Below are 20,483 nucleotides of genomic sequence, written 5' to 3'. Positions count from 1 at the left end.
GTCGTGTCCGCCGGGGGCCCCCCGGGCGGGGGGGGGGGGGGGGTTTGGGGGGGGGGGGGGGCCGGCGGGGGGGGGGGGGGGGGGGGGGCCCCCCCCCCCAACCCCGCGGTGAGCCTCAGTGCAGGTGGGCGCGGACCTCCTCGGCGGCCTCGTCGCCGTAGGCCTTGGTGAAGCGGTCCATGAAGTGGGCCCGCCGCAGCTGGTACTCCTGCGTGCCGAGGGTCTCGATCACCAGCGTCGCCAGCATGCAGCCCACCTGCGCCGCCCGCTCCGCCTCGACGCCCCAGGCGAGGCCGGAGAGGAAGCCGGCGCGGAAGGCGTCACCGACGCCGGTGGGGTCGACCTTGGCGTCCTCCTCCGGGCAGCCCACGACGATCGGCTCCTCGCCGGCCCGCTCGATGCGGACGCCGCGCGAGCCCAGCGTGGTGACGCGGGTGCCGACCCGGCCGAGGATCTCCTCGTCCGTCCAGCCGGTCTTGGACTCGATGAGGCCCTTCTCGTACTCGTTGGAGAAGAGGTAGGCCGCGCCGTCCAGCAGTATCCGGATCTCGTCGCCGTTCATGCGGGCGATCTGCTGCGAGAAGTCCGCCGCCCACGGGATGTCGCGCGAGCGGCACTCCTCGGTGTGGCGGAGCATCGCCTCGGGGTCGTCGGCGCCGATGAGCACCAGGTCGAGGCCGCCTACGCGGGCGGCGACCGCGTGCAGCTCGATGAGGCGGGCCTCGCTCATGGCGCCGGTGTAGAAGGAGCCGATCTGGTTGTGGTCGGCGTCGGTGGTGCAGACGAAGCGCGCCGTGTGCAGCACCTCGGAGATGCGGACGGAGGCGGTGTCGACGCCGTGCCGGTCGAGCCAGGCGCGGTACTCGTCGAAGTCGGAGCCGGCGGCGCCGACGAGGACGGGCCGGACACCCAGCTGGCCCATGCCGAAGCAGATGTTCGCACCGACGCCACCGCGGCGTACGTCGAGCGTGTCGACCAGGAAGGAGAGGGAGACCGTGTGCAGCTGGTCGGCGACGAGCTGGTCGGCGAATCGGCCGGGGAAGGTCATCAGGTGGTCGGTGGCGATGGAGCCGGTGACTGCGATACGCACGGCTGGAACGCTCCTGCGGAAGCGGGCGGCGGACGGGACCTGTCCACGCTACCGGCTGGGCCGGTGGACGCCGACATGGTGAAACTACCCGATAGTAGGGCTTTCTCCCGTGACGCCACGTGCCTAGGGTCGTATGCATGACCACTCCTCTTCCCCCCGCGCCCCTCGGCGACCCCGAGTCGCTCGCCGAGCTGATCGGCGACTGCCGCAAGATGGCCGCGCACTGGGAGGTCCCCGCGGAGGACGAGTCCGCGCGGGTCAGCCCGGCGAGTCTGCACGGGATCACGGTGCCGGCCGCGTCGTCGCACGTCGTCGAGGGCATGGCCGAGTACGCCGACTGATCGGAACCGCGAGGCGCTCCGGCCCGTCCAAGTGGCGTCCCCCGGTTGAAGGACCGGGACGTCAGCAGCTGTACGCAGCTGTGCGGAGCCGAAGGAGCCATCGTGGAGAGCGAGCCGACGCGAACGCGCCGCCGGCACAGGTCGCCGTGGGTGATGTCGACGGTGGCCGTGGCCGTACTGGCCGCCGGGGGCGGTGGCGCCTACTGGGCCTCGTCGAGTGCCGAGGGCGGTGTCCCCCGCGCCTCGGGCGGCAGCGGGAACGACGCCCCGGAGCCGCTCGAACTGGACGGCGCCACCGGCGGCACGGGTGCCGAGCTCACCGTCCGGGGCGATCTGCCCGACGGCCCCTCCTCCGCTGCCGTGCAGCGGCCGGGCGCCGTGTCGCGTGCCGCCGTGGAGCGGCTCGCCCAGGCCCTGGGCGTGCCCGGCACGGTGAAGTCCGACCACGGCGTCTGGAAGGCCGGCGGTACGCCGGACGGCGGCGGTCCGGTGCTCCGGGTGAACAAGGACGCGCCGGGCACTTGGGCGTACTCGTACTACGGCGGCAAGCCCCGCAAGGACCGCGCCCCGGCCCGGGACGAGCTCGCGGTGCCGGCGGCGGAGGCGCTGCGCAAGGCCGCGCCGGTCTTCGCGGCGCTGGGGCTGAAGGGCGCACGGACGGACGCGAGCGAGGTCTCGGGGGTCCTGCGCACGGTCACCGCGGACCCGCGGGTGGCGGGGCTGCCCACGCACGGCTGGCGGTCGGCGGTGCAGGTCGCCTCGGACGGGCTGCTGGTCACCGGGTACGGCATGATGGCGCCGCTGACCCGGGGTGACACCTACCCGGTGGTGTCGGCGAAGGAGGCGCTGAAGCTGCTGGAGCGCCCCGGGACGGGCGGTGACCTGGGGATCGGCGACTGCCCCACCGTGGTGCCGAAGCCCTCCCGTGCCCCCGGCGACGACCCGGGGCTGCCGCAGGTGCTCCCCTGCGTGCCGACGGCGCACCGGCCGATGGAGGTGCGGAAGGCCGAGTTCGGCCTGTCGGCGCAGTTCGTGGCCGGGCGGCAGGCACTCGTGCCGTCCTGGCTCTTCGAGGTGGCGCAGGAGGGCGTCACGCGCACCTCGGTGCTGGCCCAGCCGGCGGTGGACCCGGCGTACGTGCGGGGCGGCACGGCCTCCCCCGCGCCCTCGGGGACGGCGGCGCCGGCCGCCGGGACGGCGAAGGTCGAGTCGTACCGCGCCGAGGGGACGGAGCTGACCCTGCGCTTCTGGGGCGGGGTGTGCAGCGACTACACGGCCTCGGCCGACGGGTCCGGCGCGGTGGTGAAGGTCAAGGTCACCGCGGTGGAGAAGGAGCCGGGGAAGGCCTGCATCATGATCGCCGAGCGGTTCACCCGCACGGTCCGGCTCGACACGCCGCTGGGCGACCGCAAGGTCGTCGACCTCTCCGACGGCAGCACGGTGCCGCGGAAGTAGCCGGCGGGGCCCCGGGAGGGCGCGTCAGGACATGCCGAAGGCGGCGGGCACCCCGGGTGCCCGCCGCCTTCGCGCGGGGCTCAGTGGAACGAGTCGCCGCAGGCGCAGGAGCCGGTGGCGTTCGGGTTGTCGATCGTGAAGCCCTGCTTCTCGATCGTGTCGACGAAGTCGATGGAGGCGCCGCCGAGGTACGGGGCGCTCATGCGGTCGGTGACCACCTTCACGCCGCCGAAGTCCTTCACGACGTCGCCGTCGAGCGCGCGCTCGTCGAAGAACAGCTGGTAGCGCAGGCCGGAGCAACCGCCCGGCTGGACGGCGACGCGCAGCGCGAGGTCGTCGCGGCCCTCCTGCTCGAGCAGGCTCTTGACCTTGGAGGCCGCCGCGTCGGACAGGATGATGCCCTCGCTCTGGCTGGTCTCGTCCTGAACCGTCATCTGATCCACTCCCGGGTTGTACGGATGCTGCCACAACGGTGAACCGGTGGCTTCCCGGATTCATTCCTCCGGGTCCCATGCGTCTTGGCGCCATCCATGCTCGCACACCGGGCCCTGTACGGGTAATGCGTCACATTGACGCGAGGGCCATCGTCATTCTGACGCGAACGGGTTATGATAGATAGCGTCAAATAGACGAAAAGGTTTGAGCCGTAGTTCCGCAGAGAAAGGGCTTCGGGCCCGTGACCACCACATCCGAACCGCTGGACGTCCAGCCGACCCCGCTCGCCCTGCTCCTCCTGGGCCGCGAGTCCGACCCGCGCAGCGAGCGCGGCGTCGACTGTCCCGGCGACCTGCCCGCCCCCTCGGACCCGGATCTGGTGGAGCGCGCCCGCGCCGCCAAGGCGAAGCTCGGCGAGAAGGTCTTCGTCCTGGGCCACCACTACCAGCGCGACGAGGTCATCCAGTTCGCCGACGTCACCGGCGACTCCTTCAAGCTGGCCCGTGACGCCGCCGCGCGCCCCGAGGCGGAGTACATCGTCTTCTGCGGTGTGCACTTCATGGCCGAGTCCGCGGACATCCTGACCTCTGACGCCCAGCAGGTGATCCTCCCCGATCTGGCGGCCGGCTGCTCCATGGCCGACATGGCCACCGCCGAGCAGGTCGCCGAGTGCTGGGACGTGCTCACCGAGGCCGGCGTCGCCGACGTCACCGTGCCCGTCTCGTACATGAACTCCTCCGCCGACATCAAGTCCTTCACCGGCCGTCACGGCGGCACCATCTGCACCTCCAGCAACGCCAAGCGCGCCCTGGAGTGGGCGTTCCAGCAGGGCGAGAAGGTGCTCTTCCTCCCCGACCAGCACCTCGGCCGCAACACCGCGGTCCGGGAGATGGGCTTCTCGCTGGAGGACTGCGTCCTCTACAACCCGCACAAGCCGAACGGCGGGGTCACCGCGGAGCAGCTGCGCGACGCCAAGATGATCCTGTGGCGCGGCCACTGCTCGGTGCACGGCCGCTTCTCGCTGGACTCGGTGGAGGACGTGCGCGCCCGCATCCCCGGCGTCAACGTCCTGGTGCACCCCGAGTGCAAGCACGAGGTCGTCACCGCGGCCGACCAGGTCGGCTCGACCGAGTACATCATCAAGGCCCTGGAGGCGGCCCCGGCCGGTTCGTCCTGGGCGATCGGCACCGAGCTCAACCTGGTGCGCCGGCTGGCCAAGGCGCACCCGGACAAGCAGATCGTCTTCCTCGACAAGACCGTCTGCTTCTGCTCGACCATGAACCGGATCGACCTGCCGCACCTGGTGTGGACGCTGGAGTCGCTGGCCGACGGCAAGGTCGTCAACCGCATCCAAGTGGACCGGGAGACCGAGCACTTCGCGAAGCTGGCGCTGGAGCGGATGCTCGCCCTGCCGTAGGGGCAGGATGGGCGCATGATCCTGCGCCCGTTGCACGACACCGACGAGGACGCCGATGCCGTAGCGGTCGTGGCCGCCGCCGCGTTCGGCGCCTCCGACGCCCTGCCCGGTGGCGGCCCGCCCGAGGAGATGCCTCCCGGGCGGGCCGCTCTGCTGCGACGGCGCAACCGGTACGTCGCGCGCACCGACCCCGGTGGCTGCTGGCTGGCCGTGGACGAGACCTCCGGCATGCCGCTCGGGGTCGCCATGTCGACGCGCCGCGAGGGGACCTGGGGGCTGTCGCTCTTCGCCGTGCTGCCCTCCGCGCAGCGGCAGGGGGTCGGGCGCGAACTGCTCGCCGCCGCCCTGGCGTACGGGCGCGGCTGCCTGCGCGGCATCATCTGCAGCTCCCCCGACCCGCGGGCGGCGGCGACCTACCGCCGGGCGGGCTTCGCGCTGCACCCGGCGATGCGCCTGGAAGGCGCCGTCCGCAAGGGCGACCTGCCCGCGCCGGACGGGGCGGTGCACGAGGGCTCGGCCAAGCACCGCGACCTGATGGACTCCGTCGACCGGCGCACCCGGGGCGGCGCCCACGGCCCCGACCACGACCAACTGCTCACCGAGTGCCCCCTGTTGGTCGTGGACGACCTCGCCGGGAGCGGCTACTGCTACGTCGACCGGGACGGTCACGTACGGCTGCTGGCCGCGACCTCGCGGCGGCTGGCGTCCCGGCTGCTCACCGCCGCGCTGCTGAGCCTGCCCGAGGGCACCACCGCGCGGGTCCCCAACCTGACGGCCGAACAGCAGTGGGCGGTGGACGTGGGCCTGACGGCCGGGCTGGAGCTGAGCACATCCGGCTGGGTCTGCCTGCGCGGAATGCGTCCGCCGGAGCCGTACATCCCGTCCGGGTTCTTCCTGTAGACGGGGCAGGGCCCGGGGCGTTCACGAACGCCCCGGGCCCTGCCGCCGGTCGTACTGCGCCGGGTCTCAGACCTTGGCCAGCTCCGACTTCTTCTGCGTCTCCTCCTCGCCCGGGCCTGCGGCCCCGGCCGCCCGCTTCAGCGCCTTGCGCTTGGCACGGCGCTCCTTGCGGATCTCGACCATCGTGTAGAGGGTCGGGACGAGCAGCAGGGTCAGCAGCGTCGAGGTGAGCAGACCGCCGATGACGACCACGGCGAGCGGCTGGGCGATGAAGCCGCCCTCGCCGGTCACCCCAAGGGCCATCGGGAGCAGGGCGAAGATGGTCGCCAGCGCGGTCATCAGGATCGGCCGCAGACGGTGCCGGCCACCCTCGATGACGGCCTCCACGACGCCGTACCCCTGGGCGCGGTACTGGTTGATGAGGTCCATCAGCACGATCGCGTTGGTCACGACGATGCCGATGAGCATCAGCATGCCGATCAGCGCCGGGACGCCCATCGGGGTGCCCGTGATCAGCAGCAGGCCGATCGCGCCGGTGGCCGCGAACGGGATGGACACCAGCAGCACCAGCGGCTGGATCAGGCTGCGGAAGGTGCCGACCAGCAGCATGAAGACGATGGCGATCGCGGCGAGCATCGCGAGCAGGAGCCCTGTGTTGGCCTCGTCCTGATCAGAGGAGACACCGCCGATCTCGACGGTGGCGCCCTTGGGGAGATCGAGCGAGTCGATCTCCTTCGTCAGGGCGTTGCTCACCGCGCCGGTGTTGTCACCGGTCGGCTTCGCCGTGATCGTGGCGGCGCGGGCACCGTCGATCCGGGTCTTCTGCACCGGGCCGGGGGCCTCGACGACCTCGGCGACCTTGCCGAGCTTCACCGGTCCCGCGGGGGTGGGGATGGTGAGGGCCTCGAGCTCGGCGACCGTCCCGGCCTTCTGCCCGGAGACCACCCGCACGTCGCGCTCGGTGTCGTCGAGCACAGCGCTGCCGACGGTCGTACCGCGCACGGCCTGGGTGACGGCGGCACCGATGGTGGCGTCGTTCAGTCCGTACTTGGCGGCCTCGGCCTGCTTGGCGTGGACCTCGATCCTGGGGACGCTCTGCGCGAGGTCGCTGGTGACGTCGGTGACGTCGTCCAGACCGGCAACGGCGTCACGCACCTCGGCACTGGCCTTGGCCAGGGTGCCGGCGTCCGCTGCCTTGACCACGACCGACAGGTTCTGGCTGCCGAAGCCGTCGCCGGCGGAGACCGAGGTAGTACCGACGCCGTCGAGCTTCTTCAGGCCCGTCCGGATCTCGTCGAGGACGCCGGCACTGTCGTCGGCGCTCTTCAGCTTCACCTGGAAGCTGGCCTGGTTGGCGCCGGTGCCGCCGCCGAAGGCCGCCAGGAAGCCGGACGATCCGACGGTGACCTGGTAGTCCTGGACCTGGTCGATGCCCTCGAGCAGCTTCTCGACCTTGCGGGCCGCCGCGTCGGAGGCGGACAGGCTGGTGCCCGGCGGGAGCTCCTGCTTGACGGTCAGGGTGTCCTGGGCACCGGGCTCGAAGAAGTTCGTCTTCAGCAGCGGGGCGAGTCCGACGGTGACCAGCAGGACCGCCACGGCGATGAGGACGCTGGTCAGCCGACGGCGGGTGGCGAAGCGCAGCACCGGCACGTACAGCCGCTGCAGTGCGCCGCGGGACTCCTCCTCTTCGGCCCGGCGCCGGATCTCCTCCGGGGCGATCCTGCCCGCGTCGGCCGGCGGCTTGAGGAACCAGTACGACAGCACCGGGACGACCGTCAGCGACACCAGCAGCGAAGCCAGCAGCGCCACGGCGACGGTCAGCGAGAACGAGCCGAACAGGGCGCCGACCAGGCCGCCGACCAGACCGATCGGCAGGAAGACGGCGACCGTGGTGAGGGTGGAGGCGGTGACCGCGCCGGCCACCTCGCGCACCGCGGCGATGATCGCGGGCTGCTTCTCCTCGCCGTAGGCGAGGTGCCGCTTGATGTTCTCCAGCACCACGATCGAGTCGTCGACGACACGGCCGATGGCGATGGTCAGCGCGCCCAGGGTGAGCACGTTGAGCGACAGGCCGCGGGTCCACAGCACGATCAGCGTCAGCACGACGGAGAGCGGGATGGAGACCGCGGTCACCAGGGTCGAGCGCAGCGACGCGAGGAAGACCAGGATGATCACGACCGCGAAGAGCAGACCGAGCAGGCCCTCAGTGGTCAGGCCGTGGATCGACTTGGAGACCGCGGGGCCCTGGTCGCTGACGACGGTGAGCTTGGCGCCCTTGCCGAGGTCGCGCTCGAGATCGGCCAGCTTGTCCTTGACGGCCGAGGAGATCGCGACGGCGCTGCCGTCCTGGTCCATGGTGACGGCGACGCCGAGGCTCGGCTCACCGTCGGTCCGGGTGATGGAAGCGGCGGCGTCCGGGCGCTCCGCGACGGTGGCGACGTCGCCGAGGCGCACGGGCTTGACGCCCGCGGGGATCCGAAGGTCCTCGATCTCGCGCACCGACGCGTACTCGCCGCCGACCTGGACGGTGCGGCTCTTGCCGCCGTCGTCGAAGGAGCCTGCCGGGACGGCGTGGCCGCCGGCCTGCAGCGCCTGCACGAGGGCGGCGGCGCCGAGCTTGCGGGCGGCGAGCTTCTTGTCGTCGGGGGTGACGGTGACGATCTGGTCCTGGACGCCGGTGACGGTCACCTGGCCGACACCGTCGATGTCCTGCAGGACCGGGACGACCGAGCGGTCGAGCGCGTCGGCCAGTGCCTGCTGGTCCAGGCCGGTGGAGGTGGCGGCGAGGACGACGGTCGGGATGTCGTCCGTCGAGCCGGCGATGACCTGCGGGTCGGCGTCCTCCGGCAGCCGCGAGGAGACCCGGTTCACCGCCTGCTGGACGTTGGCCACCAGCTTGTCGCTGTCGTTGCCGTAGTCGAACTGGGCCATGATCACGGCAGCGCCCTCGCTGGCCGTGGACGTGATGCCGGTGATGCCGTCGACGCCCTTGACGCCGTTCTCGATCGGCTCGACGACCTGCTTCTCGACGACGTCGGGGGACGCGCCCGGGTAGGTCGTGATCACCGACACCAGGGGCAGGTCGATGGAGGGGTACAGCTGCTGCTTGAGGGACGGTATCGCGATGGCGCCGAAGCCGATGGCGACCACCGCCATCAGCGCGACCAGACTGCGCTGGGCGAGGCTGATTCGGGACAGCCAGGACATCGTGGTGCGGTCTCTTCTCTGTGCTCAGAGTGCTCGGGTGTTCTCGGGTTGTGGACTTTTGTCAGCCCACGCCACTTTCTCCTGTCGCGGAGGGTGGTTTCCTCAGCCCGAGGTCGTGATTGGTCGCGGGGGCGTACTGCGGATGCGGTACACGCCGGTCGTACTCAGCGCGCCGCGGGCCGCACCAGACCCGACTCGTACGCGGCGACGACCAGCTGCGCGCGGTCGCGGGCACCGAGTTTGGCCATGGTGCGGTTCACGTGCGTCTTGACGGTGAGCGGGCTCACCCCGAGGCGTTCGGCGATCTCGTCGTTCGGCAGCCCCAGCGCCACCTCGACCAGCACCTCGCGCTCGCGTGCCGTCAGCGCGTCCAGGTCCGGGGCCGCCGGCCCGCCCTCCGAGGGCAGCGGGCGCCGACCGCCGCTCTGCGCCAGGAACTGGGCGATCAGGCTCTTGGTCGCCGACGGGGACAGCAGCGCGTCGCCCTCGGCGACGGTGCGGATCGCGGCGAGCAGCTCGGCCGGCTCGGCGCCCTTGCCGAGGAACCCGGCGGCGCCGGCCCGGATCGCCTGCGCGACGTACTCGTCCGCCTCGAAGGTCGTCAGGACCAGGACCGCCACGCCGGTCAGGTCCTCGGCGGCGGTGATCTCGCGGGTGGCGGCAAGGCCGTCCGTGCCGGGCATCCGGATGTCCATCAGGACGACGTCCGCCCGGGTGCTGCGGGCCAGCGCGACGGCCTCGGCGCCGTCCGAGGCCTCCCCCACGACCTCCATGTCCGGCTCGGACTCCACGAGGACGCGGAACGCGCCCCGCAGCAGCGCCTGGTCGTCCGCGAGCAGCACCCTGATCATGCCGGGATTCTCCCATCCCCCCGCCGGGCGGCCGTCTGACCCGGCACCACCAGCGGCAGGCGGGCGTGGACGCGGAAACCGCCCTGCGTGCAGGGGCCGGCCTCGCAGGTGCCGCCGAGGGCCGCGGCCCGCTCGCGCATGCCGATCAGGCCGTGGCCGCCGCCCGCGGTGCCCGGGGCCTGCGGGCTGCCGCCACGGTCGACCACGGTGACCTCCAGCGTCCCGTCGCCGCGCGCGATGCGGATCTGCGCCCGCGCGCCCGGGCCGGCGTGCTTGTGGACGTTGGTCAGCGACTCCTGGATGACCCGGTACGCGGTGAGGTCCACGCTCGCGGGAAGCGTGCCGGGGTCCTCCTCGGCCACCTCCACCGGCAGCCCGGCCCGGCGGAAGCCGTCGACGAGCTGGTCCAGCACCCCGAGGCCGGGTGCCGGTTCCATGGGTGCGGCGGGGTCCCCCGACTGCCGCAGCAGGCCGACGGTCGCACGGAGTTCGTCCAGCGCGGAACGGCTCGCCTCGCGGACGTGCGCGAGGGCCTGCTTCGCCTGGTCGGGGCGGCTGTCCATGACGTGGGCGGCGACACCGGCCTGCACGTTGACCAGGGCGATGTGGTGGGCGACCACGTCGTGCAGCTCGCGGGCGATCCGCATCCGCTCCTCGGCGACGCGGCGCTTGGCCTCCTCCTCCCGGGTGCGCTCGGCCCGCTCGGCGCGCTCCTCGACGGCGGCGATGTAGGCGCGGCGGTGACGGGTGGCCTCGCCGGCGGCGGCGGCCATGCCGCTCCACGCGAACAGGGCGATGTTCTCGGCGGAGTACCAGGGCCGGGCCCCGAAGAGCATGGCGATCGCGGGCAGCAGCAGGCAGGTGGCGAGGCCGAGCCGGAAGGTGGTGGTGCGGTCGGTGCGCGTGGAGGCGGAGAAGAGCGCCACGACGACGGTGGCGGCCACCGGGGCGCGCCCCTCCCCGGTCGCGGTGAGCAGGTAGACCACGGTGACCGCGCCGGTGAAGGCGAGGACGCCCAGCGGGCTGCGCCGGCGCACCATCAGAGCGGCGGAGCCGAGGACGGCCAGCAGGATGTCGGGGACCGAGGCGTCGTACCGCTCGGTGTGCGGCCCGATGAACATGTTGCCGAGGATCACCGCGAGGACGGCGAGCGCCAGCCCGGCGTCGAGGGCTACGGGGTGGGCCTGCGGCCACAGCCGGGCCCGGTCCTTCATCGATCGATGCTGCACGCTCACCAACGGTACGGGTCCCCTGGAACGGCCGTGCCCCGGTCCGGTGCGGTACCGGGCCGGGGCACTCGGCGGGTGCGCTGGTCGCGAGGTGTCAGCCGGGGATGAGTCCGCCGTCCCCGAGCAGTGCCCGGACCTCCTCCAAGGTGGCCTCCGAGGCCGGCAGGATCAGCTCGGACGGCTCCAGGGAGTCGTCCGGCAGAGGAGTGCCGAGCCGCCGGACGGCGTCGAGGAGCGCGGTGAGCGTGCGCCGGAACCCGGCGTCGTCACCGCTCTCCATCTCCGCCAGGAGCTCGTCGTCGAGCTTGTTGAGTTCGGTGAGGTGGCTCTCGTCCACCGTCACCTGGCCCTCGCCCATGATCCTTACGATCACGACGCCCTCCTCAGGGGTGTCTCACTGCTTGTCGAACCGGGGCTGGTCCTGGGTCTGCGACGGGGTCTGGCCCTGCTGTCCGCTCTCGATGGCCTGCTGCGGGGAGCCACCGGCCAGCTCGGCCTTCATGCGCTGCAGCTCCAGTTCGACGTCACTGCCGCCGGAGAGGCGGTCGAGCTCCGCCTGGATGTCGTCCTTGGCGATCCCGGTCGGGTCGTCGAGGGCGCCGGAGGCCAGCAGCTCGTCCAGGGCGCCGGCCCGGGCGCGCAGCTGCTCGGTCTTGTCCTCGGCCCGCTGGATCGCCAGGCCGACGTCGCCCATCTCCTCCGAGATGCCGGAGAAGGCCTCGCCGATCTGGGTCTGGGCCTTGGCCGCGCTGTAGGTGGCCTTGATGGTCTCCTTCTTGGTGCGGAAGGCGTCCACCTTGGCCTGCAGGCGCTGGGCGGCGAGGGTGAGCTTCTCCTCCTCGCCCTGCAGCGTCTGGTGCTGCGTCTCCAGGTCGGTGACCTGCTGCTGGAGGGCGGCTCGACGCGACAGCGCCTCGCGGGCCAGGTCCTCCCGTCCCAGGGCGAGCGCCTTGCGGCCCTGGTCCTCGTACTTCGCGGACTGCTGCTGCAGCTGGTTCAGCTGCAGCTCCAGGCGCTTGCGCGAGGTGGCGACGTCCGCCACACCGCGCCGTACCTTCTGCAGCAGCTCCAGCTGTTTCTGGTACGAGTAGTCGAGGGTCTCGCGCGGATCCTCGGCCCGGTCAAGGGCCTTGTTGGCCTTCGCGCGGAAGATCATCCCCATCCGCTTCATGACACCGCTCATGGGCCTCGCGCGCCCCCTTCATTCAGCTCGCCAGCACACCTCTACAGACCCCACAGTACGGGGCCTGGTTCCATTACCCCACTGTTCTGTTGCTGATGCGCTCATCCTTAGGAACGATCACAGTTCGATGACCTCAGGCGCAGGGAGTAGGTGAGGGGCTGGGGGTCCCGTCGGCGAGCACGTAACCTTGGAGTCGTGTTCCGACGTCGTTCCCAAAGCGAGCAGACCGCGTCCACCACTGTGGTGGACGACCGGCAGCCCCGCGACCCGCAGGCTCCCAAGGGTCGCCCCACGCCCAAGCGCAGCGATGCCCAGGGCCAGCGCCGCAAGGCGGTGACCACGCCCACCGACCGCAAGGCCGCCACCAAGCAGGCCCGCGACGCCCGGCGGGCCGATCTGGCCAAGCAGCGCGAGGCCCTGATGAACGGGGACGAGCGCTACCTGCCCGCCCGTGACAAGGGCCCGGTGCGCAAGTTCGCGCGTGACTACGTGGACTCGCGCTTCCGCATGGCCGAGTTCTTCCTGCCGCTCGCCGTGGTCATCCTCGTGCTCAGCATGCTCCGCAACCCCGCGCTGCAGAACCTCTCGCTGCTGCTGTGGCTCGTGGTCATCGTGCTGATCGTCGTCGACTCGGCCTTCACCGGCTTCCTGCTCCGCCGCGAGCTGGCCAAGCGCTTCCCGGACAAGCCCACCAAGGGCGCGGTCGCCTACGCCCTCATGCGGACCCTCCAGATGCGCCGACTGCGCCTGCCGAAGCCGCAGGTCAAGCGCGGCACCAAGCTCTGAGCGGGAACGGCGGTTTCGCAGGCGCCGCCGGCTCGTGGCTGGACCGGCTGGGCGGGCTCCGGAACACCGTGCGCCAGGAGCTGGTCGCGCGCCAGCTGGACGAGCAGATCACCGCGCGCTTCCCCGTGGGGCGCCGGCTCAGGATCCTCGACGTCGGCCCCGGCCAGGGCACCCAGGCGCTGCGGCTCGCCCGTGCCGGCCACCTGGTCACCGGCCTGGAGGCCGATCCGGAGATGGCGGGGGTCCTGCGCGGGGCCGTGGCCGCCGAGCCGGAGGGCATACGCGAGCGGATCAGCCTCGTCGAGGGCGACGGCCGGGAGACCGGCCGGCACTTCGGGCCCGGCAGCTTCGACGTCGTGCTCTGCCACGGTGTGCTGATGTACGTGCCCGAGCCGGACGCCATGGTCGCCGGGCTCGCCCGGGTGCTTGCCCCCGGCGGGCTGCTGTCGCTGCTGGTGCGGAACGCCGACGCCCTGGCGATGCGGCCCGCGCTGCAGGGCGACTGGGCCGGTGCGCTGTCCGCCTTCGCGGGCGACACCTACACCAACCGGCTGGGGCTCGCCGCCCGCGCCGACCGGCGCGCGGACCTGACGACGACCCTGAGCGCCATCGGCGCGCCGCTGCACGCCTGGTACGGGGTGCGGGTCTTCACCGACACGGCGCCGGACGACTCCGTGGAGGTGCCGGAGGAGTTGCTGGCCGCCGAGGAGCTGGCCGGCCGCACCGACCCCTACCGCGGGGTCGCGGCACTGCTGCATCTGTGCGGCGTACGGAACTGACCGGGGCGGGATACCGGGGACGGGACGCCACGAACGCGACACTTCGGTCATGCGCGATTCGAAGCCCAACCGATGGCGGCCGCCGACGGCGCTCCGGGCGGCGGCCCTGCTGCTGGCCGTCGCGTGCTGCGGGGGCGTGACCGCCGGATGCACGGGGGACTCCCCCTCCCCCAGCGCGGCATCTTCGGCGCCCGCGCCCGTCGCCGCCTCCGAGCTGGCCGGCGCCCGTGATCTGGAGCGCTCCTACCAGCAGGTGGTCAAGGCGGTGCTGCCGTCCGTCGTCCAGATCAACACGTCCGAGGGACTGGGCTCCGGCATCGTCTACGACACCAAGGGCCACATCGTCACCAACGCCCATGTCGTCGGCAGTTCCGACACCTTCGAGGTCACCCTCGCCAACAGCGACACCCCGCACAAGGGCCGGCTCGTGGCCGCCTACCCCGAGCAGGACCTCGCCGTCATCGAACTCGACGACCCGCCGAGCGGGCTGCGCGCGGCGTCCTTCGGGCGCTCGCGCGACGTCCAGGTCGGCCAGATCGTGCTCGCCATGGGCAGTCCGCTCGGCCTGAACAGCAGCGTCACGCAGGGCATCGTCTCGGCCGTCGGCCGTACGGTCAGCGAATCCGGGGCCGAGGGCGGCACCGGCGCCACCTTGGCCGACATGGTGCAGACCTCGGCGCCCATCAACCCGGGCAACAGCGGCGGCGCACTGGTCAACCTCTCCGGCCAGGTCATCGGCATCCCGACGCTCGCCGCGGTCAACCCCACCATGGGCGACTCCTCGGCCCCGGGCATCGGCTTCGCCATCCCCGCGGCGACCGTCACCCGCATCGCGGACCAGATCATCAAGCACGGCAAGGTCGTCGACTCCGGCCGCGCGGCGCTGGGCATCGTCGCGCGCACCATCCTCGACGAGAACTTCCAGCCCGCCGGGGTGGGCGTGGTCGAGGTGACCCGGGGCGGGGCGGCGGACAAGGCCGGGATCAAGCCCGGGGACGTCATCACCGATGTCGGGGGCGACGCCATCACGACCCTCCAGTCGCTGTCCGAGGCCCTGGTCCAGCACGCCCCCGGCGACACCGTGGACGTCACCTTCCAGCGCGGCGGCAACGAGAAGACCGTCAAGGTCACGCTCGGGCAGCTCCAGTAGCGGCCGGACGCACAGCCGGGGCGGGGGGGGGGGTGGTGTGGGCCACCCCCGCCGCCGGGGACTAGTAAAACTACTACTACCCCCACGACGAAAGGTCGTAAGTGAGGTCGTGGGACGTCCCACGACCCCGCCCCGGCGTGGTGCGGCGGCCGGACCCCCGGCCGCCCGGGCACCGGTCTACTCGTCGGCGTGCAGGCTCATCGGGCCGTAGATCTTCGTGCCGTCCTCGAAGAGGTGCACCTGGTCGGCGCCTCCCTGGAGGAGGTCCTTCCAGACCTCGCCGATCCAGGACTCGGCGTCGCCCTGCGTGGGGAACTCCTCGGGCTCGACCGCGGGGGTGACCTCCGTGCCGTCGGTCTTCTCGAAACGCCACGTCCACGCCATGTCCGTCTCCTCGTCCCTGGGGGTGCCTGCCCGGCAGCGTAGCGTGCGCGGACGCGAGAGGATCTGCACGTGGAACTGACTCTCCTCGGCACCGGTGGCCCAGGCGGCCTGCCCCTCCCCGGCTGCCCGTGCGCGGCGTGCGCGACGGCGGTGGGCGACCAGGCGCGGGCGGCGACCTCGCTGCTCGTGGACGGGGTGCTGCTGCTCGACCTGACGCCGGGTCTCGCGCTGACCGCGGCGCGCTCCGGCCGCTCGCTCGCCGGGGTCCGCCAGGTGCTGCTGTCGCATCCGCACGACGGGCCGGCCGTGGAGATCCCGGCGGGGCTGCCCGCGCCGGGCCGGGTGGCCGCCGGGCAGGAGATCACGCTGCTGACCGGCCACCGGGTGCGGGCGGTGCCGGTCGACGCGCCAGGGTCCGGGTACGAGGTGACGGGACCGGACGGCGAGCGGTTGCTGTACCTGCCGCCGGAATGCGCTCCGGCGGGGCTGCCGGAGGCCGTGGAGCCCTACCGGATGGTGCTGCTGGACGCCGTGGGCCGGCCGGACGGGCTGGCGCGGCTGCGCGCGGCCGGCGCGGTCGGGAGCACCACCGACGTCGTCGCGGTGCACCTGGACCACCGCGTCCACCCCGGGCCGGAGCTGCGGCGCCGGCTGGCCGCGCTCGGCGTACGGGCGGTGCCGGACGGCACGACGCTGACGGTCGGCGACCTGCACGACGTGCCCGACGTGCCGCGGCGCACGCTCGTGCTGGGCGGGGCGCGGTCGGGCAAGTCGGTGGAGGCGGAGCGGCGGCTGTCGGCCTTCCCCGACGTGCTGTACGTGGCCACCGGCGGGGCGCGCGGCGGTGACCCGGAGTGGGCGGAGCGCGTGGCGCTGCACCGCGAGCGGCGTCCGCAGTCGTGGCAGACGGTGGAGACCTGCGACCTGCTGCCGCTGCTGGCCGAGGAGGACGGGCCCGCGCTGCTGATCGACTGCCTGTCGCTGTGGCTGACGCACACCATGGACGAGCTCGGCGCGTGGGACGACGAGAAGTGGGCGGAGGGCGCCGAGCGCGAACTGCGCCGCCGCGTCGGGGAACTGACCGCGGCGTGGCGCGCCACCCGCCGCACGGCCGTGGCGGTCAGCAACGAGGTCGGCTCCGGGGTCGTGCCGGCCACGGCCAGCGGGCGCAGATTCCGGGACGAGCTGGGGCGGCTGAACCTCGCGCTGGCCGACGAGTCCGAGCACGTGGTGCTGGTGGTCGCGGGACAGGCGCTGCCACTGCGGGGCTGACCTCGGCGCGCGACCCCGCGGACCGGTAGTGTTCGACCCCGTGAGCGGCCTGAACCTTGATGACTTCGCGACCCTGGTGGAGCGTCCGGACGCCGGTGTGCGCCGTGACGCACGCGACCGTTGGCAGCGGCTGGTGCGTCCGGCGAGCGCGCTGGGCGGGCTGGCCGAGCTCGCCGACTGGCTGTCGGCGGTCCAGGGCGCGGCGACCCTGCGCCCGATCGGGCACCCCAAGGCCGTGCTCTTCGCGGCGGACCACGGGGTGGCGGCACTGAAGGTGTCCGCCCGCCCCGGGGGCACCGCGGTCGAGCTGGTGCGGCGGGTCCTGGACGGGGCCTCCCCGGTCAATGTGCTGGCCCGTCAGTACGGCGCGGCGCTGCGGGTGGTGGACGTCGGCGTGGACGCGCCGGCCGATGACCTGCCCGCCGACGTGACGGCGCACCGCGTGCGGCGCGGCTCCGGCCGGATCGACGTGGAGGACGCGCTGACGGCCGAGGAGGCCGAGGCGGCGTTCCGGGCCGGCATGGCCGTCGCGGACGAGGAGGCGGACTCCGGCACGGACCTGGTGCTCCTCGGTGATCTGAGCGTGGGCGGCACCACGGTGGCCGGGGTGCTGATCGCGGCGCTGTGCGGTACCGACGCCTCGGTGGTGACGGGCCGCGGTTCGGGCATCGACGACATCGCGTGGATGCGCAAGTGCGCGGCGATCCGCGACGCGCTGCGCCGGGCCCGGCCCGTGCTGGGCGACCAGCTGGAGCTGCTGGCGGCGGTCGGCGGCGCGGACGTGGCGGCGATCACCGGTTTCCTGCTGCAGGCCTCGGTGCGGAAGCTGCCGGTGGTACTTGACGGCGTGGTGTCCGCGGCGTGCGCGCTGGTCGCGCAGCGGATCGCCTTCCGGGCGCCGGACTGGTGGCTGGCCGGGCAGGCCAGCGGTGAGCCCGGCCAGGTCAAGGCGCTGGACCGGCTGTCCATCGAGCCGCTGCTCGACCAGAAGGTGACGGCGGGTGAGGGCACCGGCGCGCTGCTGGCGCTGCCCCTTCTGAAGGCGGCGGCGGCCCTGTCGGCGGAGCTGCCGGAACGTTTCTGAGCCATCGCGAACCGGGTCGTTCCCGTAGGATCCAGACTTATGGGAACGGCCGTCTCGGTCTGGCGTGAACGCTGCGCGGTGTCCACCGTCCGGTACCTGCGCCTGGTCGGCCTGGTCGACCTGCTGGGTGCGGTGTGGGTGTCCTTCGGGAACGACATCCGGCGTCACGACGTCGACGAGTACGTCACCCCGTACCTGCTGACCGCCGGCTACACCCCGGCCTTCCTCGCGCTCTTCCTGGCGGTCACGATGCGCCGCAGGAAGCGCGCGGCCTGGCTGCTCAACCTCGTCCTCGCCGGGCTCTACCTGCTGTTCCTGGCCGCTGCGACGGCCGTCCCCGCGTTCCGCGGCCATCCGCAGAACTGGGTGTCGCTGGGGATCACCGCCGCCTTCTGCGCCGCGTTGCTCGCCGGGCGCCGCGCGTTCCGCGCCAAGGGCGACCGCGCCAACCCCCGGCTGGCCGCGGCGGTCGCCGTCGGCGGCGTCGCGGCCGGCGGACTCCTCGCCGCGGGGCTGGTCACCGTCACCGACACCGGGCACGGCTCGACCTTCGGCCAGCGGTACGCGTACGCCATGCTCCGCGTGGTCTCGCTGGCGGACGCCGAGGAGTCCTTCCCGGGGATCTCGACCCCGGGCTGGGTCGACGTCGTCATCAACGCCATGAGCGCCGTGCTGTTCCTGCTGGTGCTGTACACGGCGTTCCGCTCGCCCCGCGGCCGCGAACTGCTCGGCCCGCAGGACGAGATGCGGCTGCGGGCCCTGCTGGACCGGCACGGCGAACGTGACTCGCTCGGCTACTTCGCGCTGCGCCGCGACAAGAGCGTGGTCTGGTCGCCGTCGGGCAAGTCGGCGATCGCCTACCGCGTCGTCGGCGGGGTGTCCCTCGCCTCCGGCGACCCCATCGGCGACCCCGAGGCCTGGCCCGGGGCGATCGAGGCCTGGCTCGCCGAGGCCCGTGAGCACGCCTGGGTGCCGGCGGTGGTGGGGGCCGGCGAGGTGGCCGGCACGGTCTACGCGCGGCACGGGCTGGACGCCCTGGAACTCGGCGACGAGGCGATCGTCGAGGTCGCCGACTTCACCCTGGAGGGCCGCGCGATGCGCACCGTGCGGCAGGCGTACCACCGGATCGGGCGCGCCGGGTACACCGTCCGCGTACGGCGTCACGAGGACATCCCGGCGCGGGAGATGGCGGCCCTGCTCGAGCGCGCGGACCGCTGGCGGTACGGGCAGACCGAGCGGGGCTTCTCCATGGCGCTGGGGCGGCTCGGCGACCCGGCGGACGGCCGGTGCGTCATGGTGGAGTGCGCGGACGGGCGGGGCGAGCCGAGGGCGCTGCTCAGTTTCGTGCCGTGGGGGCGGCACGGGCTGTCGCTGGACCTGATGCGCCGCGACCGGGACTCCGACAACGGGCTGGTGGAGTTCATGGTGATCGAGCTGATCCGGCGCGCGCAGGAGACCGGGGTCGAGCGGGTGTCGCTCAACTTCGCCGTCTTCCGTTCGGTCTTCGAGCGCGGGGCGAGGCTGGGCGCCGGACCGGTGCTGCGGATGTGGCGGGCGCTGCTGACCTTCTTCTCCCGGTGGTGGCAGATCGAGTCGCTGTACCGCGCCAACGCCAAGTACCGGCCGGTCTGGGAGCCGCGTTTCCTGCTCTTCGAGAAGGGCGGCGAACTGCCCCGGATCGGAGTGGCGAGCGCACGGGCCGAGGGCTTCCTCGCCGCGCCCCGCATGCCCTCGCCCCGGCGGTGAGGGACCGGCCGGAGGCCGCGCCGCAGGCCCTGGACGGGGTGCTCCGCCCACGCTACGGCACCGCCTGCGGACAGGCGGCGACGGCGGGCCCGCGCGTTCGCCGCTACGGCCCGCACCAAGGACCAGCCGGCCCTGATCGCCGGGACGGCACGGCGGCACGGAGACGATCGAGCGCCTGGAGCGGCCGACCGCCACCGGCGGTGCCGACGAGGAAACCGTCGCCGGCGGGCCCGGCCGGGGCGCCGCGGCGGCCTGCACCCGGCACGCGGCGACCACGCGCGCCGGGCGTCCGACGGCCGAGGTGAAGGCCGCGGCCCGTCGGGGCGGAGACGCTCACCGACGCCGTCCGGAGGGACCGGCGAGAGCCGCCGGCGCCGCACACCCGGCGGACGCGCCGTGGCTCAGCGCTCGGTGAAGCCGCCGATCCAGTCCTGGAGCCGCCGCAACGGGCCCGACCAGCGCGCGTCGTGCCGTGCGGCGCGGGCCTGCGCCCGCAGGACCGCCCCGGGCCTGCGGGAGTAGAGCCGTTCGGCCCACAACGAGTCGGGGCGCGCGAGCCGCAGGGCCGCGTACAGCGCGACGAAGGGCACGAAGACGCCGACGACGGCGGAGCGCAGCTTGCCCTTGACGAGGGCGACGAGGACGAACAGGAAGTTGACGGCGATGGTGAGGATCACCGAGACGCGGCTCTGCTGCTCGTCCGGGCTGACCGAGTTGACGCCGAAGGGGACCAGGCCGCAGAGCATCATCAGGACGACGGAGAAGGTGACGACGACGGCCTCGACGCTCTTGCGGCCGCGATCGCTCCAGTACACGTCGTCGAGGTAGAGCACGAGCGCGAACTCGTCGAGCACCAGGCCCGCTCCGGCGCCGAACAGGACCGCGGACAGGTAGGCGCCGAAGCCCCGTGAGGAACTGGCGACGCCCCCGAAGCCGCCGATCGTCATGAGGATGATCCCGGGCACCACGTGGTGGATGTGGGTGCCGCCGGAGGAGATGTTGCGGAAGGGGCCCTTGCCGGCCCGGATGAGACGGGTGATCATCCGGGTGACCAGGAAGGTCAGCACGAACGCGCCCAGCGCGAGGAGCAGCGGCAGCTTTCCCGGCTCGATGATGTTGCGGTACCACCAGTCGCCCATGCCGATTGCTCCAGATTCGCCCCGTACGCGGCACT

19 protein-coding genes are annotated in these 20,483 nt (G+C 72.9%); 10 read left to right on the top strand and 9 right to left on the bottom strand.

What is annotated here, in order from left to right:
* Positions 1 to 115 precede the first annotated feature (115 nt).
* On the bottom strand, positions 116 to 1,090 hold the full coding sequence (locus tag ACFV3E_RS01295) for a carbohydrate kinase family protein (RefSeq protein WP_500532838.1): 975 nt from the start codon (positions 1,088 to 1,090) through the stop codon (positions 116 to 118).
* 137 nt (positions 1,091 to 1,227) lie between these two features.
* Between ACFV3E_RS01295 and ACFV3E_RS01290 the strand changes: the two genes are divergently transcribed.
* Both ACFV3E_RS01290 and ACFV3E_RS01285 read left to right on the top strand, forming a co-directional pair.
* Entirely contained in the window at positions 1,228 to 1,431 is a 204-nt protein-coding gene (locus ACFV3E_RS01290) for a hypothetical protein (RefSeq protein ID WP_499511432.1), read from the top strand.
* 102 nt (positions 1,432 to 1,533) lie between these two features.
* Complete coding sequence (locus ACFV3E_RS01285; protein ID WP_500532837.1) at positions 1,534 to 2,886, top strand: hypothetical protein; 1,353 nt, start codon at positions 1,534 to 1,536, stop codon at positions 2,884 to 2,886.
* Between the two features lie 80 nt (positions 2,887 to 2,966).
* Here the strand turns inward: ACFV3E_RS01285 and ACFV3E_RS01280 are convergent, their stop codons facing one another.
* A complete protein-coding gene (locus ACFV3E_RS01280) occupies positions 2,967 to 3,320 on the bottom strand; it encodes a HesB/IscA family protein (protein ID WP_499511434.1) in 354 nt (117 codons plus the stop codon).
* Positions 3,321 to 3,562: 242 nt separating this feature from the next.
* On the opposite strand from ACFV3E_RS01280, the gene nadA reads away from it, so the two are divergent.
* Complete coding sequence (gene nadA / locus ACFV3E_RS01275; protein ID WP_500370024.1) at positions 3,563 to 4,738, top strand: quinolinate synthase NadA; 1,176 nt, start codon at positions 3,563 to 3,565, stop codon at positions 4,736 to 4,738.
* 15 nt (positions 4,739 to 4,753) lie between these two features.
* Positions 4,754 to 5,638, top strand: coding sequence for a GNAT family N-acetyltransferase (locus ACFV3E_RS01270; protein ID WP_500532836.1), 885 nt, complete (start codon positions 4,754 to 4,756; stop codon positions 5,636 to 5,638).
* Between the two features lie 66 nt (positions 5,639 to 5,704).
* On the opposite strand, the gene ACFV3E_RS01265 is transcribed toward ACFV3E_RS01270, so the two are convergent.
* The 5 genes from ACFV3E_RS01265 to ACFV3E_RS01245 all read right to left on the bottom strand — a co-directional run bounded on the left by ACFV3E_RS01265 (position 5,705) and on the right by ACFV3E_RS01245 (position 12,108).
* Complete coding sequence (locus ACFV3E_RS01265; RefSeq protein WP_500532835.1) at positions 5,705 to 8,845, bottom strand: efflux RND transporter permease subunit; 3,141 nt, start codon at positions 8,843 to 8,845, stop codon at positions 5,705 to 5,707.
* 164 nt (positions 8,846 to 9,009) lie between these two features.
* Positions 9,010 to 9,696, bottom strand: a complete 687-nt coding sequence (locus tag ACFV3E_RS01260) for a response regulator transcription factor (protein WP_500532834.1) — start codon at positions 9,694 to 9,696, stop codon at positions 9,010 to 9,012.
* Entirely contained in the window at positions 9,693 to 10,910 is a 1,218-nt protein-coding gene (locus ACFV3E_RS01255) for a sensor histidine kinase (RefSeq protein WP_500532986.1), read from the bottom strand. Before ACFV3E_RS01255 ends, ACFV3E_RS01260 begins: the two co-directional genes overlap by 4 nt.
* 109 nt (positions 10,911 to 11,019) lie before the next feature.
* A complete protein-coding gene (gene pspAA / locus ACFV3E_RS01250; protein WP_499511439.1) occupies positions 11,020 to 11,298 on the bottom strand; it encodes a PspA-associated protein PspAA in 279 nt (92 codons plus the stop codon).
* A gap of 21 nt (positions 11,299 to 11,319) precedes the next feature.
* The gene (locus ACFV3E_RS01245; protein WP_499511440.1) at positions 11,320 to 12,108 is read right to left on the bottom strand and encodes a PspA/IM30 family protein; all 789 of its coding nucleotides are present in this window, start codon (positions 12,106 to 12,108) and stop codon (positions 11,320 to 11,322) included.
* Positions 12,109 to 12,303: 195 nt separating this feature from the next.
* On the opposite strand from ACFV3E_RS01245, the gene ACFV3E_RS01240 reads away from it, so the two are divergent.
* The 3 genes from ACFV3E_RS01240 (at position 12,304) to ACFV3E_RS01230 (ending at position 14,823) form a co-directional block, all read left to right on the top strand.
* Entirely contained in the window at positions 12,304 to 12,894 is a 591-nt protein-coding gene (locus tag ACFV3E_RS01240; RefSeq protein ID WP_499511441.1) for a DUF3043 domain-containing protein, read from the top strand.
* A 68-nt stretch (positions 12,895 to 12,962) separates the two neighbouring features.
* Entirely contained in the window at positions 12,963 to 13,673 is a 711-nt protein-coding gene (locus ACFV3E_RS01235) for a class I SAM-dependent methyltransferase (RefSeq protein ID WP_500329939.1), read from the top strand.
* Between the two features lie 49 nt (positions 13,674 to 13,722).
* On the top strand, positions 13,723 to 14,823 hold the full coding sequence (locus tag ACFV3E_RS01230) for a S1C family serine protease (protein WP_500532833.1): 1,101 nt from the start codon (positions 13,723 to 13,725) through the stop codon (positions 14,821 to 14,823).
* A 177-nt stretch (positions 14,824 to 15,000) separates the two neighbouring features.
* Here ACFV3E_RS01230 and ACFV3E_RS01225 read toward each other — a convergent pair whose 3' ends face one another.
* Complete coding sequence (locus ACFV3E_RS01225) at positions 15,001 to 15,207, bottom strand: hypothetical protein (RefSeq protein ID WP_500329941.1); 207 nt, start codon at positions 15,205 to 15,207, stop codon at positions 15,001 to 15,003.
* Between the two features lie 69 nt (positions 15,208 to 15,276).
* On the opposite strand from ACFV3E_RS01225, the gene ACFV3E_RS01220 reads away from it, so the two are divergent.
* From ACFV3E_RS01220 to ACFV3E_RS01210, 3 genes are read left to right on the top strand one after another with little or no spacing between them, the layout of a single operon-like run.
* Positions 15,277 to 16,479: a bifunctional adenosylcobinamide kinase/adenosylcobinamide-phosphate guanylyltransferase gene (locus ACFV3E_RS01220; RefSeq protein ID WP_500532832.1), complete on the top strand. Its 1,203-nt coding sequence runs from the start codon at positions 15,277 to 15,279 to the stop codon at positions 16,477 to 16,479.
* Between the two features lie 40 nt (positions 16,480 to 16,519).
* Positions 16,520 to 17,563 (top strand): nicotinate-nucleotide--dimethylbenzimidazole phosphoribosyltransferase, encoded by a 1,044-nt coding sequence (gene cobT / locus ACFV3E_RS01215; RefSeq protein ID WP_500532831.1) that lies wholly within the window; start codon positions 16,520 to 16,522, stop codon positions 17,561 to 17,563.
* Positions 17,564 to 17,602: 39 nt separating this feature from the next.
* Positions 17,603 to 19,309 (top strand): phosphatidylglycerol lysyltransferase domain-containing protein, encoded by a 1,707-nt coding sequence (locus ACFV3E_RS01210; protein WP_500532830.1) that lies wholly within the window; start codon positions 17,603 to 17,605, stop codon positions 19,307 to 19,309.
* A gap of 401 nt (positions 19,310 to 19,710) precedes the next feature.
* On the opposite strand, the gene ACFV3E_RS01205 is transcribed toward ACFV3E_RS01210, so the two are convergent.
* Positions 19,711 to 20,448: a hypothetical protein gene (locus ACFV3E_RS01205; RefSeq protein ID WP_500532829.1), complete on the bottom strand. Its 738-nt coding sequence runs from the start codon at positions 20,446 to 20,448 to the stop codon at positions 19,711 to 19,713.
* Positions 20,449 to 20,483: the final 35 nt, after the last annotated feature.

The organism is Streptomyces sp. NPDC059718, assembly GCF_042733315.1.
Lineage (GTDB): Bacteria > Actinomycetota > Actinomycetes > Streptomycetales > Streptomycetaceae > Actinacidiphila.
This window is presented reverse-complemented; position numbering and strand designations above follow the sequence as displayed.